Annotated in this window: 16 protein-coding genes; 8 read left to right on the top strand and 8 right to left on the bottom strand. The window is 65.1% G+C overall.

Translation table 11 applies throughout. The features are described 5' to 3' along the window. Positions 1 to 23: 23 nt before the first annotated feature. From AC1RWL_RS24340 to AC1RWL_RS24325, 4 genes are all read left to right on the top strand, one after another. Entirely contained in the window at positions 24 to 305 is a 282-nt protein-coding gene (locus tag AC1RWL_RS24340; RefSeq protein WP_493095754.1) for a type II toxin-antitoxin system RelE/ParE family toxin, read from the top strand. 16 nt (positions 306 to 321) lie between these two features. Next, on the top strand, positions 322 to 621 hold the full coding sequence (locus AC1RWL_RS24335) for a HigA family addiction module antitoxin (RefSeq protein ID WP_319310510.1): 300 nt from the start codon (positions 322 to 324) through the stop codon (positions 619 to 621). Positions 622 to 712: 91 nt separating this feature from the next. Then, on the top strand, positions 713 to 2,827 hold the full coding sequence (gene glyS / locus AC1RWL_RS24330; RefSeq protein ID WP_493095753.1) for a glycine--tRNA ligase subunit beta: 2,115 nt from the start codon (positions 713 to 715) through the stop codon (positions 2,825 to 2,827). A gap of 13 nt (positions 2,828 to 2,840) precedes the next feature. After that, positions 2,841 to 3,356, top strand: coding sequence for a 2-thiouracil desulfurase family protein (locus tag AC1RWL_RS24325; RefSeq protein ID WP_493095752.1), 516 nt, complete (start codon positions 2,841 to 2,843; stop codon positions 3,354 to 3,356). Between the two features lie 80 nt (positions 3,357 to 3,436). Here AC1RWL_RS24325 and AC1RWL_RS24320 read toward each other — a convergent pair whose 3' ends face one another. From AC1RWL_RS24320 to AC1RWL_RS24310, 3 genes are all read right to left on the bottom strand, one after another. Then, positions 3,437 to 3,913 carry a plant virulence effector HPE1-like domain-containing protein gene (locus AC1RWL_RS24320; protein ID WP_493095751.1) on the bottom strand — a complete coding sequence of 159 codons (477 nt, stop codon included), beginning with the start codon at positions 3,911 to 3,913 and terminating at the stop codon, positions 3,437 to 3,439. Between the two features lie 107 nt (positions 3,914 to 4,020). Continuing rightward, complete coding sequence (gene purD, locus AC1RWL_RS24315) at positions 4,021 to 5,292, bottom strand: phosphoribosylamine--glycine ligase (protein WP_493095750.1); 1,272 nt, start codon at positions 5,290 to 5,292, stop codon at positions 4,021 to 4,023. A gap of 75 nt (positions 5,293 to 5,367) precedes the next feature. Then, positions 5,368 to 5,607, bottom strand: a complete 240-nt coding sequence (locus AC1RWL_RS24310; RefSeq protein ID WP_256118557.1) for a hypothetical protein — start codon at positions 5,605 to 5,607, stop codon at positions 5,368 to 5,370. 194 nt (positions 5,608 to 5,801) lie between these two features. On the opposite strand from AC1RWL_RS24310, the gene AC1RWL_RS24305 reads away from it, so the two are divergent. Together AC1RWL_RS24305 and ubiA are read left to right on the top strand one after the other, a co-directional pair. Beyond that, positions 5,802 to 6,587: a MipA/OmpV family protein gene (locus AC1RWL_RS24305; RefSeq protein ID WP_493095911.1), complete on the top strand. Its 786-nt coding sequence runs from the start codon at positions 5,802 to 5,804 to the stop codon at positions 6,585 to 6,587. Positions 6,588 to 6,642: 55 nt separating this feature from the next. Next, positions 6,643 to 7,596: a 4-hydroxybenzoate octaprenyltransferase gene (gene ubiA, locus AC1RWL_RS24300; RefSeq protein ID WP_493095749.1), complete on the top strand. Its 954-nt coding sequence runs from the start codon at positions 6,643 to 6,645 to the stop codon at positions 7,594 to 7,596. Between the two features lie 55 nt (positions 7,597 to 7,651). Here the strand turns inward: ubiA and AC1RWL_RS24295 are convergent, their stop codons facing one another. Both AC1RWL_RS24295 and AC1RWL_RS24290 read right to left on the bottom strand, forming a co-directional pair. Continuing rightward, positions 7,652 to 7,822, bottom strand: a complete 171-nt coding sequence (locus AC1RWL_RS24295; protein ID WP_493095748.1) for a hypothetical protein — start codon at positions 7,820 to 7,822, stop codon at positions 7,652 to 7,654. Positions 7,823 to 7,990: 168 nt separating this feature from the next. After that, entirely contained in the window at positions 7,991 to 8,554 is a 564-nt protein-coding gene (locus AC1RWL_RS24290) for a DUF6101 family protein (RefSeq protein ID WP_256118560.1), read from the bottom strand. Between the two features lie 284 nt (positions 8,555 to 8,838). On the opposite strand from AC1RWL_RS24290, the gene AC1RWL_RS24285 reads away from it, so the two are divergent. Continuing rightward, the gene (locus AC1RWL_RS24285; RefSeq protein WP_493095747.1) at positions 8,839 to 11,421 is read left to right on the top strand and encodes a DUF1217 domain-containing protein; all 2,583 of its coding nucleotides are present in this window, start codon (positions 8,839 to 8,841) and stop codon (positions 11,419 to 11,421) included. Here the strand turns inward: AC1RWL_RS24285 and AC1RWL_RS24280 are convergent. Next, the gene (locus AC1RWL_RS24280; protein ID WP_493095746.1) at positions 11,418 to 12,848 is read right to left on the bottom strand and encodes an FAD-binding oxidoreductase; all 1,431 of its coding nucleotides are present in this window, start codon (positions 12,846 to 12,848) and stop codon (positions 11,418 to 11,420) included. The two genes, AC1RWL_RS24285 and AC1RWL_RS24280, sit on opposite strands and share 4 nt — an antisense overlap. A gap of 10 nt (positions 12,849 to 12,858) precedes the next feature. After that, on the bottom strand, positions 12,859 to 13,833 hold the full coding sequence (locus tag AC1RWL_RS24275; RefSeq protein WP_493095745.1) for an L-threonylcarbamoyladenylate synthase: 975 nt from the start codon (positions 13,831 to 13,833) through the stop codon (positions 12,859 to 12,861). Positions 13,834 to 13,989: 156 nt separating this feature from the next. On the opposite strand from AC1RWL_RS24275, the gene AC1RWL_RS24270 reads away from it, so the two are divergent. Continuing rightward, on the top strand, positions 13,990 to 15,045 hold the full coding sequence (locus AC1RWL_RS24270; protein ID WP_439629849.1) for a diguanylate cyclase domain-containing protein: 1,056 nt from the start codon (positions 13,990 to 13,992) through the stop codon (positions 15,043 to 15,045). Positions 15,046 to 15,100: 55 nt separating this feature from the next. On the opposite strand, the gene AC1RWL_RS24265 is transcribed toward AC1RWL_RS24270, so the two are convergent. Beyond that, complete coding sequence (locus AC1RWL_RS24265) at positions 15,101 to 15,706, bottom strand: DUF6656 family protein (RefSeq protein ID WP_493095744.1); 606 nt, start codon at positions 15,704 to 15,706, stop codon at positions 15,101 to 15,103. Positions 15,707 to 15,826 lie beyond the last annotated feature (120 nt).

Genomic DNA, 15,826 nt, shown 5'->3' with positions numbered 1-15,826 from the left:
GATACAAGTATGAAGGCCGTGAAATGATCCGCTCGTACAGGGGCAAGCTTGTCGAATCGGTCGCCGACGGCACGGTGAAGAAGGGGTTTCCGCCTGAACTCGTTCGACGTGCCCAGCAATTGCTCACCGTGCTGCACGCAGCGGTCACCCTGGACGACCTTCGTTCACCGCCGGGAAATCGGCTGGAAAAACTGGTCGGTAATCGGGACGGCCAGCATTCGGTGCGCATCAACAAGCAATGGCGGATCTGTTTTCGCTGGACCGATGCGGGGCCGGAAGAGGTCGAAATTGTGGACTACCACTGAAGATGGGAATGACGTCATGGTTTCGGTAAAACTGCCACCCATTCATCCGGGTGAAATCCTGAATGACCTCTATCTGGCGCCGCTGGAGATGAGCGCCGGTGCATTGGCGGGTAAATTGAACGTGCCGCGCACGCGTGTCGAACGCATTGTTGCAGGCCGTGTCGGCATCACGTCCGACACCGCGCTGCGGCTTGCGAAATTCTTCGATACCACGCCGGAATTCTGGATGAACTTGCAGACGGCTTACGAGCTCAAGATCGAGGCTGAACGCAAGAAGGCCGACATCGCGCGCATCCCCGTTCACGACGCGGCCTGATATGCGACTTTTCGGGCAATCACTGGATGACTTTTTGCATGGGGCTTGCTAAGTCCCCGCCAGTCGAAAACTCCACCAGTCAGTGACCCTTATGCCCGATCTTCTGCTTGAACTCCGCTCCGAGGAAATCCCCGCCCGCATGCAGCGCAAGGCGGCGGGTGATCTGAAGAAACTCGTCACGGATGCGCTGGTGGAGGCGGGCCTGACCTATGAGGGTGCGCGCGAATACTGGACGCCGCGGCGCCTGACGCTGGATATTCGCGGCCTCAATGCCCGCTCCAGCGATGTGCGCGAGGATATCAAGGGTCCGGCGACCTCGGCGCCCGAGCAGGCGATCCAGGGCTTTCTGCGCAAGGCGGGCCTTGCCTCGGTCGCTGAGGCCCATGTGCACAGCGATCCCAAGAAGGGCGATTTCTACGTCGCGCACACGGTCAAGCCGGGCCGGCCGGCCGATGAGATCATCGCCGAGGTGATGCCGGGCATCATCCGCAATTTCCCCTGGCCGAAGTCGATGCGCTCCGGTGCCGCCTCGGCAAGGCCCGGCGCGCTGCGCTGGGTGCGCCCGCTGCAATCGATCGTCTGCACCTTCGGCTCGGAGACGGAGGAGACGCGCGTCGTGCCCTTCGAGGTCGACGGGCTCGTGGCCGGCAACGTTACCTACGGCCACCGCTTCCATGCGCCGGAGGCGATCACCGTGCGCCGCTTCGAGGACTATTCCGCCAATCTCGAAAAGGCCAAGGTCGTGCTCGATGCCGAGCGCCGCAAGCAGATCATCGCGACGGACGCCAACAACATCGCCTTTGCCAACGGCCTTGAACTGGTCGAGGACGAGGGCCTCTTGGAAGAAGTGTCCGGCCTCGTCGAATGGCCGCAGGTGCTGATGGGCACGTTCGAGGAGGAATTCCTGGCGATCCCGTCGGAAATCATCCGCCTCACCATCAAGACCAACCAGAAATGTTTCGTCACCCGCAAGCCGGGCGCCGACACCCTCTCCAACCACTTCATCCTCGTCTCCAACATTGAGGCGAAGGACGGCGGCAAGGAGATCGTGCACGGCAACGGCAAGGTCGTGCGCGCCCGCCTGTCGGACGCAAAACATTTCTGGCAGCGCGACCAGCGCGACCTGCCCGATCTCGACACGCTGAAGGCATCGGCCGAAAAGTTCGGTCTCGATCTCGCAAAGCCGCTCGACCAGCGCATGGCGAAGCTCGACGCGCTGAACGTCACCTTCCATGCCAAGCTCGGCACGCAGGGTGCGCGCGTTGAACGCATCCGCAAGCTCGCCGGCGAACTCGCCAAGGTAACGGGCGCTGACCCGGTGCTCGTCGACCGCGCCGTGGTGCTCGCGAAAGCCGACCTGCGCACAGAAGCCGTCGGCGAATTCCCCGAGCTCCAGGGCATCATGGGGCGCAAATATGCAGTCCTCCAGGACGAGGACGCCGCGGTCGCCGAGGCGATCGAGGATCACTGGAAGCCGAACGGCCCCTCCGACCGCCTGCCGGGCGACAAGATCGGCGTGACCGTGGCGCTTGCCGACAAGCTCGATACGCTGACCGGCTTCTGGGCGATCGACGAGAAGCCGACCGGCTCAAAGGACCCCTATGCGCTGCGCCGCGCCGCCCTCGGCGTCATCCGCATGCTGCTCGAAAAGAACATCCGCCTGCCGCTGGCATCGGTCGCAAAGGACGCGGACCTCATCGCCTTCTTCCACGATCGCCTCAAGGTCTACCTCCGCGATCTCGGCGCGCGCCACGACCTGATCGACGCTGTGCTGACGCCGGAGGCCGACGATCTGCTGATGGTCGCGCGTCGCGTCGAGGCGCTGACGGCATTCATCACCTCGGAAGACGGCCAGAACCTGCTCGCCGGCACCAAGCGCGCGACGCAGCTGCTCGCCGCCGAAGAAAAGAAGGGCACCGTCGTTGAAGGCGCGGTCTCGGTGGACCTGCTGAAGCTCGACGCCGAAAAGGCGCTCTACGCCGCCGTGGAAACCGCCTCGAAGGAGGCGGCCGCCGCCGTCGCCCGCGAAGATTTCCGCTCCGCCATGGAAGCGCTCTCGGCGCTGCGCGCGCCGGTCGACCAGTTCTTCACCGACGTGCTCGTCAACGACGAGGACCCGGCCATCCGCGCCAACCGTCTGGCACTCCTCGCCGCCATTCGCGCGGCAACGGGCACGGTGGCGGATTTCTCCAAGATAACGGGATAAGGGAAGGGTGCTGATGCCGGGCAAAATCCTCATCAGCGCCTGCCTTGCCGGCCTGCCGGTCCGTTACAACGGCTCGGCGAAACCGCTCCTGCATGACGCCGTCGATCGCTGGCGGTCGGAGGGGCGGCTGGTGACGCTCTGTCCGGAGCTTGCCGGCGGCTTCCAGGTGCCGCGTCCGCCGGCGGAGATCGAAGCGGGTCTCAATGGCGAGGACGTGCTCGAAGGGCGGGCGCGTGTGCTTGAGGTTTCCGGCGGGGATGTTTCGGCGGCCTATATTGACGGCGCGCGCATCGCGCTCGATGTCGCGCGGGAAAACGGCTGCCGGCATGCATTGCTGATCGACGGCAGCCCGTCCTGCGGTTCCGGCTTCGTCTATGACGGCAGCTTTTCAGGTATCAGGCACGCGGGGCAGGGGGTGACGGCAGCGCTTTTGCGCCGCAACGGCATCGCCGTCTATTCCGACCGTGAGGTCGATCGGCTCGTCAGCGATTTGGGAGAGGCCGGCCGACACGATTGCGCCCCCGCTTGAGGTCAGGGGCGCAAAACGTCCGCTTTCGCGGATTCCTGTCAGCCTGGAGGGACTGAGAGGCAGGGGTCCGCAGTATGCGGTCAGTTGAGGCGAAGTTCAAACCCTGCCGGATCAAACTCCCGTGAAGTCGCCATCGAGGCCGTCGCCGCGTCGCGGGCGGCGGTGCCGTCGAGCGCGCCGGTCTTGGCGCCGGCATCGACGGTTTCCGTTGCTGTCGCCTTCTCGTCCATCGGCGTTTCGGCGTCGGCGGCCTGCACAGTCTCGGCCGGGGCCTTGCTCACGAAGAGCACGGGCGAGCCGCCCATCCAGGCTTCCGTGCGGAACATCTTGCGTTCGCCGTTCTGCTCGCGGATCTCCACCTTCTGCGTGCCGGGCTCGATGGCATCGACATGGTAGGTGGCGGATTTGGCCTTCGGCTTCAGCGCCGGGCAATCCTCGCAGCGGATCGTCGCGACGCTGGTGCCGTCGGCGGTGGCGCTGGCGAGCGGTTCGATCGAACCCGCAAAGGCCGGGGCGGCGAGAAGCATCAGGGCAAGGGTCGGCAGCAGGGTACGCATGAAACGGTTCTCCCTCAGGGTTGAGAGGAGAATAGCGCCCGCCGGTTACGGTCCCGTCAGGGGAAATGGTAAACTTTGAACGACCACGCGTTTTTTATGGGCTTGGATCAGCCGTTTTCGCGCTCGACAGCGCGCCAGCCGATGTCGCGGCGACAGAAGCCGTTTTCCCATTCCACCCGGTCGAGCGCCTGGTAAGCCGCCTTTTGCGCCTTGGCGACGGTCGGTGCGACGGCCGTGACATTGAGCACGCGTCCGCCGGTCGCGACGAGCTGGCCGTCCTTCAGGCCTGTGCCGGCATGAAACACTTTCGTGGCAGCGTCATCGGCCGGCAGCGAGCGGATCGGCGTGTTCTTCTCGTAGGCGCCGGGATACCCCTTTGAGGCCATCACGACGGTGAGCGCCGGAGCGTCCCGCCAAGCGGCGGAAACCGTGTCGAGCCGGCCGGTCGCGGCGGCATGCAGGATGGGCAGCAGGTCGCTTTCGAGCCTCATCATCAGCACCTGGCATTCCGGATCGCCGAACCGCACATTGTATTCGATAAGCTCGGGGCCTTTGGCGGTGATCATCAGCCCGGCGAAGAGCACGCCCTGGAACGCATGGCCATCCGCCGCCATGCCGCGGATCGTCGGCTCGATGATCTCCTGCATGGTGCGCGCGACCATGTCGGGCGTCATGACGGGGGCCGGCGAATAGGCGCCCATGCCGCCGGTGTTGGGGCCGGTATCTCCATCGCCGACACGCTTGTGGTCCTGGGCGGAGGCGAGCGGCAGCGCGTTCACGCCGTCGCAGAGGCAAAAGAAGCTCGCCTCCTCGCCATCGAGGAAGGCTTCCACCACGACTTCCGCGCCGGCTGCACCAAAGGCGCCGTCGAAACAATCGGCAACGGCGGCCAGCGCCTCGTCGAGCGTCATGGCGACCGTCACGCCCTTGCCGGCGGCAAGCCCGTCGGCCTTGATGACGATCGGCGCGCCCTCAGCCTCGACATAGGCCTTGGCAGCGGCGGCATCGGTGAAGCGCTGATAGGCGCCGGTCGGGATGTCGTATTTGGCGCAAAGATCCTTGGTGAAACCCTTGGAGCCTTCAAGCTGCGCCGCGGCGGCCGAGGGACCGAAGACATCGATGCCGTCAGCGCGAAGCGCATCGGCAATGCCCGCAACGAGCGGCGCTTCCGGCCCGACCACGACGAAGGTCACGCCGTTTTCCTTGCAGAAGGCGGAGACGGCGGCATGGTCGTCGATGTCGAGGGAGACGAGCGTCGCGCATTCGGCGATGCCGGGATTGCCGGGGGCGGCATAGAGCGTGGTGAGGAGGGGGGATTGCGCCAGCTTCCAGGCCAGCGCGTGCTCGCGTCCGCCCGATCCGATCAACAGAACCTTCATGCCCATACCCTCGATCCGTCCTTGGTTGTTGGCGGGTTAAGGGGATGGGGCTGAAAGGTCAAGGGTTGCGCGGCGTCAGAGCGTCGCCGCGCCCTTTTCCGGCGTGCCCCGGCCGAGATTTTCGAGCTCGGTGTCGATCAGGTGTACGTCCTCGTACCAGCCGTCATCCTCCACCATCGCGCTTTCGCTGGCGGCGCGTTGCAGGGCGCGGGCCTCTGTGCGCAGCTTTTCCAGCTGGGCGATCTTCTCCTTGCGCGAGAGCCCCTCGTCGGAGCGGATTGCCTGCAGCTTCAGTTCCATCGTGCTGACGGTCATCGGGAAAACTCCTTGTTTCGTCTCGCAGAAAACGCAGACTTGGGCGAATCGTTCCTATGGGCCGACCCGGCGGATGGTTAGCGAAACGGTAATGAAAGGGGGCTAATGTTGACGCAATCAGAGGTTTCGGCGGCCCGCGGCGGGCCTGCCGGTGAAGCGAGGATTGTGTTTTGAGTATCCGTGTTTCGACCGCAATGACTGCGGCCGCTCTCCTTTTTGCGCCTGTTTCCGCCCTTGCCGGCGAAGGCGGTTATTTCTGGTCCGGGGATTGGTATCTGAAGGTCGGCGCCGCCGGCTTTGCCGCGCCGCGCTACGAGGGCGCGAAAAAATACCTGTTCCAGGTCACCCCGATGATCTCGCTCGGCAAGGCCGGCAGCACGGTGCGCTTCTCCTCGCGCAACGACAACCCGTCCTTCGCGCTGATCGACAATGGCGGTTTTCGTGCCGGCGCCACCGGCAAGCTCATCATGCCGCGTGACGACGACGATTCGAAGGATCTGCGCGGCCTGACGCCGGTGAAGTTCGGCGGCGAACTCGGCGGCTTCGCCGAAGCCTACCCGACCGACTGGCTGCGCGTGCGCGGCGAAGTGCGCCACGGCATCCGCAGCCATGACGGCATCGTCGCAGATATCGCGGCGGACGCCTTCGTCGATGTGCGGCCGGACGTGCGCATTTCCGCGGGTCCCCGCGTAACGCTCGCCTCGAACGACTATATGGACACCTATTACGGCGTGAACCGCAATCAGGTCGCCAAATCCGGCCTTGCCGCCTACGATCCGGACGGCGGCATCCATTCCGTCGGCGCAGGCGCGGCGATCACCTGGCAGGTCAACGAGAAGATCGAGACGAGCGCCTTTGCCGAATACAAGCGCCTCGTCGGCGACGCGGCCAAGTCTAGCCTCGTCAAGCAGCGCGGCGACCGCGACCAGCTGCTGATCGGTCTTTCGGCCACCTACCGCTTCGATTTTACTGTGCCTTGAGCGCTGCGGCACCGCGCCGGCTTGACCGGCGCGGTGCCGCTTGCGATCTAGGGACATGATCAGCTCTCCGTCCGATTCCGGCCGCGTCGCCGATGCGCCGTCCAGAAACTGGGTCTACCGCGTATTGCCGCGCGGCGCCTGGCCCTATGCGCAGCTCGCGCGCTGGGACCGGCCGATCGGCTGGCAGCTCCTGCTTCTGCCCTGCCTCTGGTCGACGGCTTTAGCGGCCAATGTCTCAGCCGCGATCGGCACCTTCGACACGGTGCGCTTCCTCACGCATCTCTTCCTGTTTTTCGTCGGTGCCGTCGCGATGCGCGGCGCCGGCTGCACCTATAACGATCTCGTCGACCACGAGATCGACCAGGCCGTCGCCCGCACCCGCTCGCGCCCGCTGCCGTCCGGCCGCGTCACGCGCCGTCAGGCGAAGATCTTCATGGGCCTGCAGGCCCTCGTCGGCCTCGTCGTGCTCCTGCAGTTCAATCTTTTCACGATCCTGCTCGGCGTCGCCTCGCTCGCCATCGTCGCAATCTATCCGTTTGCCAAGCGCTTTACCGACTGGCCGCAATTCTTCCTCGGCATGGCCTTCTCCTGGGGGGCGCTGATGGGCTGGGCGGCGGAATTCGCGGAAGTGTCGAGCGCCTCGGTCGCGCTCTACATCGCCGCCATCGCCTGGACGATCGGCTACGACACGATCTACGCCCACCAGGACAAGGAAGACGATGCGCTGATCGGCGTGCGCTCCACCGCCCGCTTGTTCGGCGAGCGCACGGCGCAATGGCTGATCGGCCTCTACGGCCTGACCGTCGTGCTGGTCGCGCTGTCCTTCTGGTTCGCCGGCATCGGCCTCGTCGCCTGGCTCGGCCTCGCCATCGCCGCCCTTATGCTCGCCTGGCAGATCGCCACCCTCGACATCGACGACCCCGAACAGTGCCTCGCACTCTTCAAGTTCAACGGCATCGTCGGCCTCTGCCTCTTCCTGGCCCTGACGATCGCGATCCTGTTTGCCTGAGCTATAGAGCGCAATTCCGGACGCAAAACCGCTACGCACTTTTGCTGGAATTGCTTTAGCGGTGCCGCGGCGCCCGTGCGCCCGTCTGCGGACGATCTTCCAGGCGGCGGAGCGTGGAGGGGTGCGGGGCGATCTCGAAGCCGCGGCGGGGCGGGCGGGCGCGCTCGGTGGTGGCGCTCTCGACGGTGCGGATGCGGCCGAGGAGGGTGGTGATGAACTTTGCCATGGCGATCTGTCCCTTGCTTCGCGGTGCCGGTCTGGGCCGGTCTGTTGGAAGCTGTTTCCCACGATGGCGGCGTGAAAAGTGTTCCTGAGGGAACAGGGGAACAGGCACACGAAAAAGCTGGCCGCAGGGGACGGCCGGCTTCTCGGAGGTCATTCTTTCATTGCAGGCTCAACTGCGGGCGGTGATCTCCCGGCCGTTGATCTTCATCTGCACGCCGAGTTTGCCGGTCGTGCGGCGCACGAGGAAGCGCGGGCGGCGGTCGGCGAAGAAGGAGTGGCGGCGGCGCGGTTTTGCCGGGCGGCTGCCGACCGTCAGGTTGTCGTCGAGCGGCCGGGCAATGCCGTCGGCCTCGACCATCAGCATGGGAATGCGATAGGCCTCGGCCCAGCTACGCCAGTCGGCGGCGATATCGCAGAGATCGTGCGCCACGAGCAGCGGGATGCAGAGGTCCGGGTCGTCGTGGTGCAGTTCGAGGGTCACGGTGACCTGGCCGTTGCCGTGGTCGATGGCGCGGGCGGCCACGCCCTTGAAGGCGCGGGGCGGCAGGGCTATCGAGAGCGGCAGGCCGCTCGACGGCAGCACCTTGCGCAGCACCGCGCCGCGTTCGTCGAGCGTGATCGTGGCATTGGTTCCCTCGGCGCGCAGCTCGAATGTCACCTGCTGCGGGAAGCGCTTGGGGTCGAGCCGGAGCGTGGTGCCGGCCCAGGCCGGCTTGGAAACGGTATTCAGCATGTCTTTCGCCCTTGTTTTCCTTGAGAGCCGGTGTCCGGTCTTCTCATCGGGACTTTTCGTCCTCTGAGGGCGAGAATAGGCGCGGCCCCTTCCGAGCCGCTTAAAAATTGCGGTTAAGAAAACTTTGCAGTTCCTGATGGTTAGCAAAACTCCACGGCGCAGGGTTTAGGAGAGGTGAACGCGGGCCGGCCAATCTGTGCCACGCCCCCGACAGGCCGGGACAAGCCTCGCGCGCGAAAGTGGCATCTGATCGGCCTGCCCGCGCCCGGAAAAGAGAGCTTTCGATGCTGTCCACCTATACGAGTTACAACCTCATCACGCGCGACATGCTGACGTCGCTGGACCGCACCGCCAACGAAACGACCAATGCGCGCGACACCGCCTATTACAAGGAGGCGATCGGCAAGGTCACCTCGGTCGACGAGTTCCTCGACGACTACCGGCTCTATTCCTATGCCATGAAAGCCCACGGCCTGGAGGAGATGACCTACGCCAAGGCCTTCATGCGCAAGGTGCTGGAAAGCGACCTTTCCGACGCCAACAGCTTCGTCAACTTGCTGACCGACGAACGCTACCGCACCTTCGCCAATGCCTTCAGCTTCGAGGCCTCGACGGCCGCCACGGCGCAGACCGAAGTGCAGCTCGACGAGATCATCGGCCTCTATTCCTCGACCGCCGCCAATGCCGGCACGGCGATCAAGGAAGAGACGCGTTATTACGATGCCGTCATCGACGGCGTGACGAGCGTCGACCAGCTGCTGAACAACGACCGCTTGCGCAACTACATGCTGACGGCCTTCGGCATCAATGCGGATACCTATTCGCGCCAGACGATCCGCAACGTGCTGACGAGCGATCTCGACGACCCGAACAGCTTCTTCAACACCCAGTTCGGCGGCCGGGCGGCGGATGCCCTGGCGGCCCGCCAGGCGGCGAGCGACGCGCTGGAGCCGCTGGAACTGCGCGAGAGCCACCTGAAGCGTATCACCAAGCTGCAAACCGACATTCCCGCCATGCAGACGCGCATCACCGCGCTCGAAGCCGAGATCGCCACGCTCTCCACCAATCCGAACGGCCTGCCGGCTGCGGAGCTGGAGGAAATCATCGACGGCAAACGGGCGGAGATCACGCTCTTCCAGACCCGGCGCGCGGAATACCAGACGGAGCTTGCGGACAAGCAGGTTGCCGTCGCCGATCTCGATGCGGTGCTCGTTCCGCGCTCGCAGGCTGCCGCGCGCATCGCCGCGCTGAAGGCGGAGATCGCCAGCCAGAACGGCGTGCTTGCCAATGTCGACAAGTACCAGGTGCTCGCCTTGGCCTATAATTTCGAAACGGATGGCACGGCGGTCGCCGGCACGGTGCAGACCGACAGCCAGAAGACCAGCACGAAGGAGCTTTACACGCTCTCCAATCCGCGCGTGACGACGGCGGCGGCGTTGATCCACCGGGACTATTTCGAAAGCCGGATCGGCAGCATCACCACGGCCGACGAGATTGCCAACGACCCGCGCCTGGTCTCCTATCTCAAGGTCGCCTTCGGGCTCGACAAGCCCGCCGTCACCAACCTGACGATCCGCAACATCATCGAGAGCGATCCGGACCCGAACAATCCGACGAGCTACATCAACCTGTTCGGCGGTTCCAGCAAGGAGCAGTACAAGGCGCTGCGCGCCGCGTTCAACTTCCAGCTGGACGGCACGCTTGCGCCCGGCGACACGCCGCAGACGACCGCGCAGACAACCACGACTGCCAACAACTACATGATCCGCTACAACGACGTCGACGACGAGGCGGACGAGCTTGCGGTCAACCGCTTCAAGAGCCAGATCGGCGCGGTCAAGACCGTGCAGGATTTCGTCGGCGAGGCGACGATCTACGACTTCGCGTTGAAAGCCTTCGGCCTCGATCCGGCCAAGGTGACGCCGCTGACGATCAAGAACGTGTTGAAAAGCGACCTCAACGATCCGAGGAGCTATGTGTACCAGCTGAAGGACGAGCGCTACGTCGAACTTGCCAAGGCGTTCAATTTCGGGTCGGACGGCAACATCACCGTGCCGAAGCTGGCACAATCCGAGGCCGAGATCCTTGTGATGTCGCGCGCCTATGTGGTGGAGAAATCCCGTTTCGGAACGGAGGACGACCGCACGCTCGCCGAGGAAGAGGCGAAATATTACTCCGTGCAGATGCAGAAGGTGGAATCGGTCAAGGAATTCCTCGCTGATCCGCGCCTGGTCGCCTTCGTGCTGACGGCCAACGGCATCGATCCGGAAAGCGTCGACGCCGAGTTCATGGCAAAGATCTTCACCTCCGACCTCGACGACCCCAAGAGCTTCGTCAACCAGCAGGCGGATCGCGACTACCGCAAGCTCGTCGCCTCGTTCAACTTCAATGCCGAGGGCCTGGTCGAGCGCCCGGACGACGCGCAGATCCAGTCGCGCCGCGGCATCTATGAGACGCTCGACAGCTATGTGCGCCAGAAACTGGAAGAGGAGGCCGGCAACGACAATGCCGGCGTGCGCCTGGCGCTCTATTTCGAGCGCAAGGCGGAAACCATCTCAAGCCCCTACGACCTGCTCGCCGACGACGCGCTGTTCGAGGTCTTCAAGACGATCTACCAGCTGCCGGACGAGATCGGCAGTGCCGATATCGACGCCCAGGCCAGCATGATCGAGCGCTATCTGGAGCTTGAGGACCTGCAGGACCCGGAAAAGGTCTCCAAGATGATCGTCAAGTTCGCCGTGCTCTACGACCTGGACAACCAGACCACCGTCGATCCGGCGCTCTCCGTGCTGAACGGCACCGGCTCCGCCGGCATCAGCGCCGACCTAATGATGTCGCTGGCGCAACTGCGCACCGGCGGTTCCTAAACCCTGACGACCTTGCCGGGATTCATGATGCCGGCGGGGTCGAAGGACCGCTTCACCCTTCGCATCAGGTCCATCTCGATGGGCTCGCGCACCGCGGCCAGTTCGTCCCGCTTCAATTGGCCGATGCCGTGTTCGGCGGAAATCGAGCCGTTGTAGGAAAGCACGATGCCGTGCACGAGGTGGTTGATCTCGCTCCAGCGGTCGAGGAACGCCTGCTTGTCAGCGCCGACCGGCTGCGAGATGTTGTAGTGGATGTTACCGTCGCCCATATGGCCGAAGGAGCAGATGCGCGCGCCCGGAATGGCCGCCATCACCGCCGCATCGGCTTCCGCCATGAAGGCCGGAATGGCCGAGACCGGCACGGAGACGTCGTGCTTGATCGAGCCGCCCTCGGGCTTCTGCGCCGGCGACATGTTTTCGCGCATGTGCCAGAGCGCCCGGCGCTGCTCCTCGCTCGACGCGATCACCGCATCCTCCACTAGCCCCGCCTCGATGCCTTCGGCCAGCAGCGCCTCCATCATGCGCGTCGCCGTTTCCGCGGCATCCGAGGTCGAGATGTCGACCAGCACATACCAGTCGTGCGGGCTGGCGAGCGGATCGCGCACGCCGGGAATGTGGCGCGTGGTGAACTCAACACCGAGACGCGGCATCAGCTCGAAGCCGGTAAGGGCATGGCCGCAGCGGCTGGAGGCGCGTTCGAAGAGCGTGAGCGCGTCCGCGACGGATTTTACCCCGGCAAAGGCGACCTCATGGCCGAGCGGCCGCGGAAAGAGCTTGAGAACCGCCCCCGTGATGATGCCGAGCGTGCCTTCCGCGCCGATGAAGAGATCGCGCAGGTCGTAACCCGTATTGTCCTTCTTGAGGCGGCGCAGCCCGTTCCAGATTTCGCCGGTCGGCAGCACGACTTCCAAACCGAGGCAGAGCTGGCGCATGTTGCCATAGGCGAGCACCGCGGTGCCGCCGGCATTGGTGGAAAGGTTGCCGCCGATCTGGCAGGAACCCTCCGAGCCGAGCGATAGCGGAAACAGCCGGTCGACCGCCTCGGCCGCTTTCTGGATCTCCGCCAGCACCGCGCCGCCATCGGCGACGATGACATTGCCGACGGGGTCGACATCGCGGATGCGGTTGAGCCGCGACAGCGACAGCACGACATCTGCCGCCCCCTCGCGCGGCGCGGCACCGCCGACATGGCCGGTATTGCCGCCCTGCGGCACGATCGCCGTGCGCGTCTCGGTGGCGAGCGCCAGGATGGCGGAAACCTCGGCGACGGAGCCCGGCCGCAGCACCAGCGGCGACGTGCCATGGTAAAGCCCACGGCTTTCAACGAGATAGGGCGCGATATCCCGGTCCTCGACAAGCGCATAGGCCGGGCCGGTGATGGCGGCGAAGCGGGCGATGAGATCGGGGGAAAGCTTTGCCTGGACCATCGTGTTTCCTTTATCCGCGGGGCGCGGCGGCGCGCTGCAAACGGTCGTTGATCGCCTCGCCGAGGCCGGTCGAGGGGATCGGCGAAAAGGCGATGGCGGCAGCACCCGTCGCATCCGCCTGTTTCATATAGCCGAAGAGATTGGCGGCCGCCTCCGCGAGATCGCCGTCCGGGCTCAGATCCAGTACGAGCGCCGCGTCGGCTTCGCCCGGCAGCGGCGTGCCGCCGAAGCGGATCAGCACCTCGCCCGGCCGCACCTCGCGGGCATCGAGCCGCACGGGTGCATCGGGCGCATAATGCGAGGCGAGCATGCCCGGCGCCTCGATCGTCGCGCCCGCCTTGTCGTTGCGCAGCACCGGGCGGCCGGTGACGCGTTCGACCTCCGCGGCATCGAGCCCGCCGGGCCGGAGCAGCCGGATCGTCTCGCCCTCGACCTTGAGGATGGTGGATTCGAGCCCGACGACGGCCGGCCCGGCATCCAGCACCAGCGCCAGCTTCGCGCCAAAATCCTCGGCGACATGGCGGGCGGTGGTCGGGCTGATGCGGCCGGAGGTATTGGCGCTCGGAGCCGCCAGCGGCCGGCCGAAGGCGGCGAGCAGCCGGCTCGAAAACCCCGTCGGCACGCGGATGCCGACCGTGTCCAGCCCGGCGCGGGCAAGCGGATGGATGGCGCTGTCCGGCCGGATCGGCAGCACCAGCGTCAGCGGGCCCGGCCAGAAGGCCTCGGCGATCTGCCGCGACAGCGGATCGAAGACCGCATGCCGTTCCGCCATGGTTAGGTCGGCCATGTGGCAGATCAGCGGATTGAAGCGCGGCCGGCCCTTCATTTCATAGATGCGGGTGATGGCGAGCGGATTGGTGGCGTCGGCGGCGAGGCCATAGACCGTCTCGGTGGGAATGGCGACGGGCACGCCGCGGCCGAGCACCTCGCACGCGCGGGCAAGGGCCGCCTCCGGTTCCGTCCGCGTATCCACGATATCTGCCATCTCGCCCTTCCGTCGCTCCCGGCCTCCTTTACCGTTCTTTGCCGCGAAATGCCAAGGGCCGGCGGTTTGCCTAAAATGCAAGCGACCCGATTAGAGCCACCGAAAGCGGGCGCTGTTACGAAGGGGTGAAAAGTCCCGCACACAGGTCCCGCATTGATGGCTCACAAGAAATCCTCGACGACCGATATCGCGCTCCGCGTTGCAACGGCCATGAAGCAGATGGGCATCGATGGCCTGCCGCGCAATTACGAGCTGGTCTACGAGGCCTATGCCGGCTGCAACCCGGATCTGGTGCGCGATTTTATCGCCCTCGGCAAATACAAGACGCAGGCAGCCCTCGACGAACTCGGGCGCAAATACTTGCCGCACCAGCATGAGGCGAGCGTGCTGCAACGCTCCGCCGGCGCGATCAGCAGCGAGATGGGCAATTTCATGGAGCTGCTCAGCCAGGAGCGCTCGTCGCTGTCCGACTATGGCCGCCTGATCGGCGAGGCCTCGCAGGTCATCCGCAGCGCGGCGGGCGAGGGCGCGCTCGGCTCGTCGCTCGAAGCCCTGCAACGGGCGACCGAGCTGCGTGTCACCCACACGGCGGAAATGGCGGAAAAGGTCGCCGCGCAATCGGCCGTCATGGACGGTATCCAGAAGGAGATGGCGGAGTTCGAGGCGATGAAATTCGTCGATCCGCCGACCAAGCTCGGCAACCGCCGCGCCTTCAACAAGGCGCTCGCCCGCATCTATTCCAATCCGGACCTGCCGATGCTCTGCGGCGTCGCGGTCGCCGAGGTCGATGCCGACCGCCGCTTCTCGCCCGCGCAGATCGAAGCCCTGTCGGAGCATCTCGTGAGCTTCTATGGCGGCTTGATCCGCCAGGTTTTCCCGGCCGGCGAGCTTGCCGTGCGCATCGATGGCCTGCGCTTCGGCTTCCTGTTCCACACCGCCGACGAAAGCGAAGTGACGCGGCTGATCGACCTGCTGCGCGCCGCCTTCCAGACGATGGCGCTGCGCGATCCGCGCACAGGCCGCAACCTCGGCCACCTGACGCTTTCGGCCGGTGTCTGCATGTCGGACCGCGCCGACAGTGCGCTCGACCTCTCGTCCGCCTGCGAGCGGGCGCTTGCGGAGGCAAAGGGCGCGGGCGGTGATCTCGTGATCGTCTATGGCCGCGGCGACGAAGTGCCGGCGGGCAAGGAATGGCTGCTTTATAGAGCCTAAAGCATGTCGCGCAAAAGTGTGCAGCGGTTTTGCGATAACGACATGCGCTTTAGCTTCAAATGGCGCGGATGATCTTGCGGAGCGCCTCGTCGCGCGCGCCGAGCATCAGCACGTTCTTCATGGCAAGGGCAGGGTCGTCCGTGCGAAAAATCACGCCGTTGCCGCGCACCTTGCGGTCGATCCGCAAGCGGCCTTCCTCCTCGCCCGGCACGATGGCGACGGCGAAATACATGCGGCCCGGCTTCTGCGAAATGCCGGCGAAGAACTGCTCCTCGTCACCAATGTCGGCGAAGAAGTTCGCCATGTAGAAGGCCCATTGCACGCTCTCGAATTCGGCAAAGCGCGAATTGGCGACGGTTATGTGGCAATAGCCGAGATGCGGCGTGTGGGCGAGCGTGCGGTGGAAGATCAGCTTGGGAAACTGGATCGAGCGGTGGAAGCCGTTGATGCGGTCATGTGTGACCGTGCCCGCCCGCTCCAGCTTGCGGCCCGTGCGCTCCGCGACCTCCTGGTAGGTGAGATAGCGCTTCTCGCTCGGCAGCCAGTCAAGGTTGCGATCGATGCGGCCGGTGCGCAGGAATTCCGTGTGCACGGCGGATTTGGGCGGGTTCGCGCGCTTGTAGGCGACGGCGTCGTAATATCGGAACTTCGTCTGCTGCACGTGGCGAGCACCCCATCCTAGCGCCTTGATCGCTGGGAAGTTTATGCAAACGACGTTAAACAATCCTTTCCGGTCCGCTCCCCATTCCTCGCAGGCACATGCGGCGGGTCGCAATATGAC

The organism is Shinella sp. GW821-FHT10F02, from assembly GCF_058809275.1.
The sequence above is the reverse complement of the archived record's forward strand: the minus strand, read 5'-3'. Positions and strand labels throughout refer to the sequence as shown.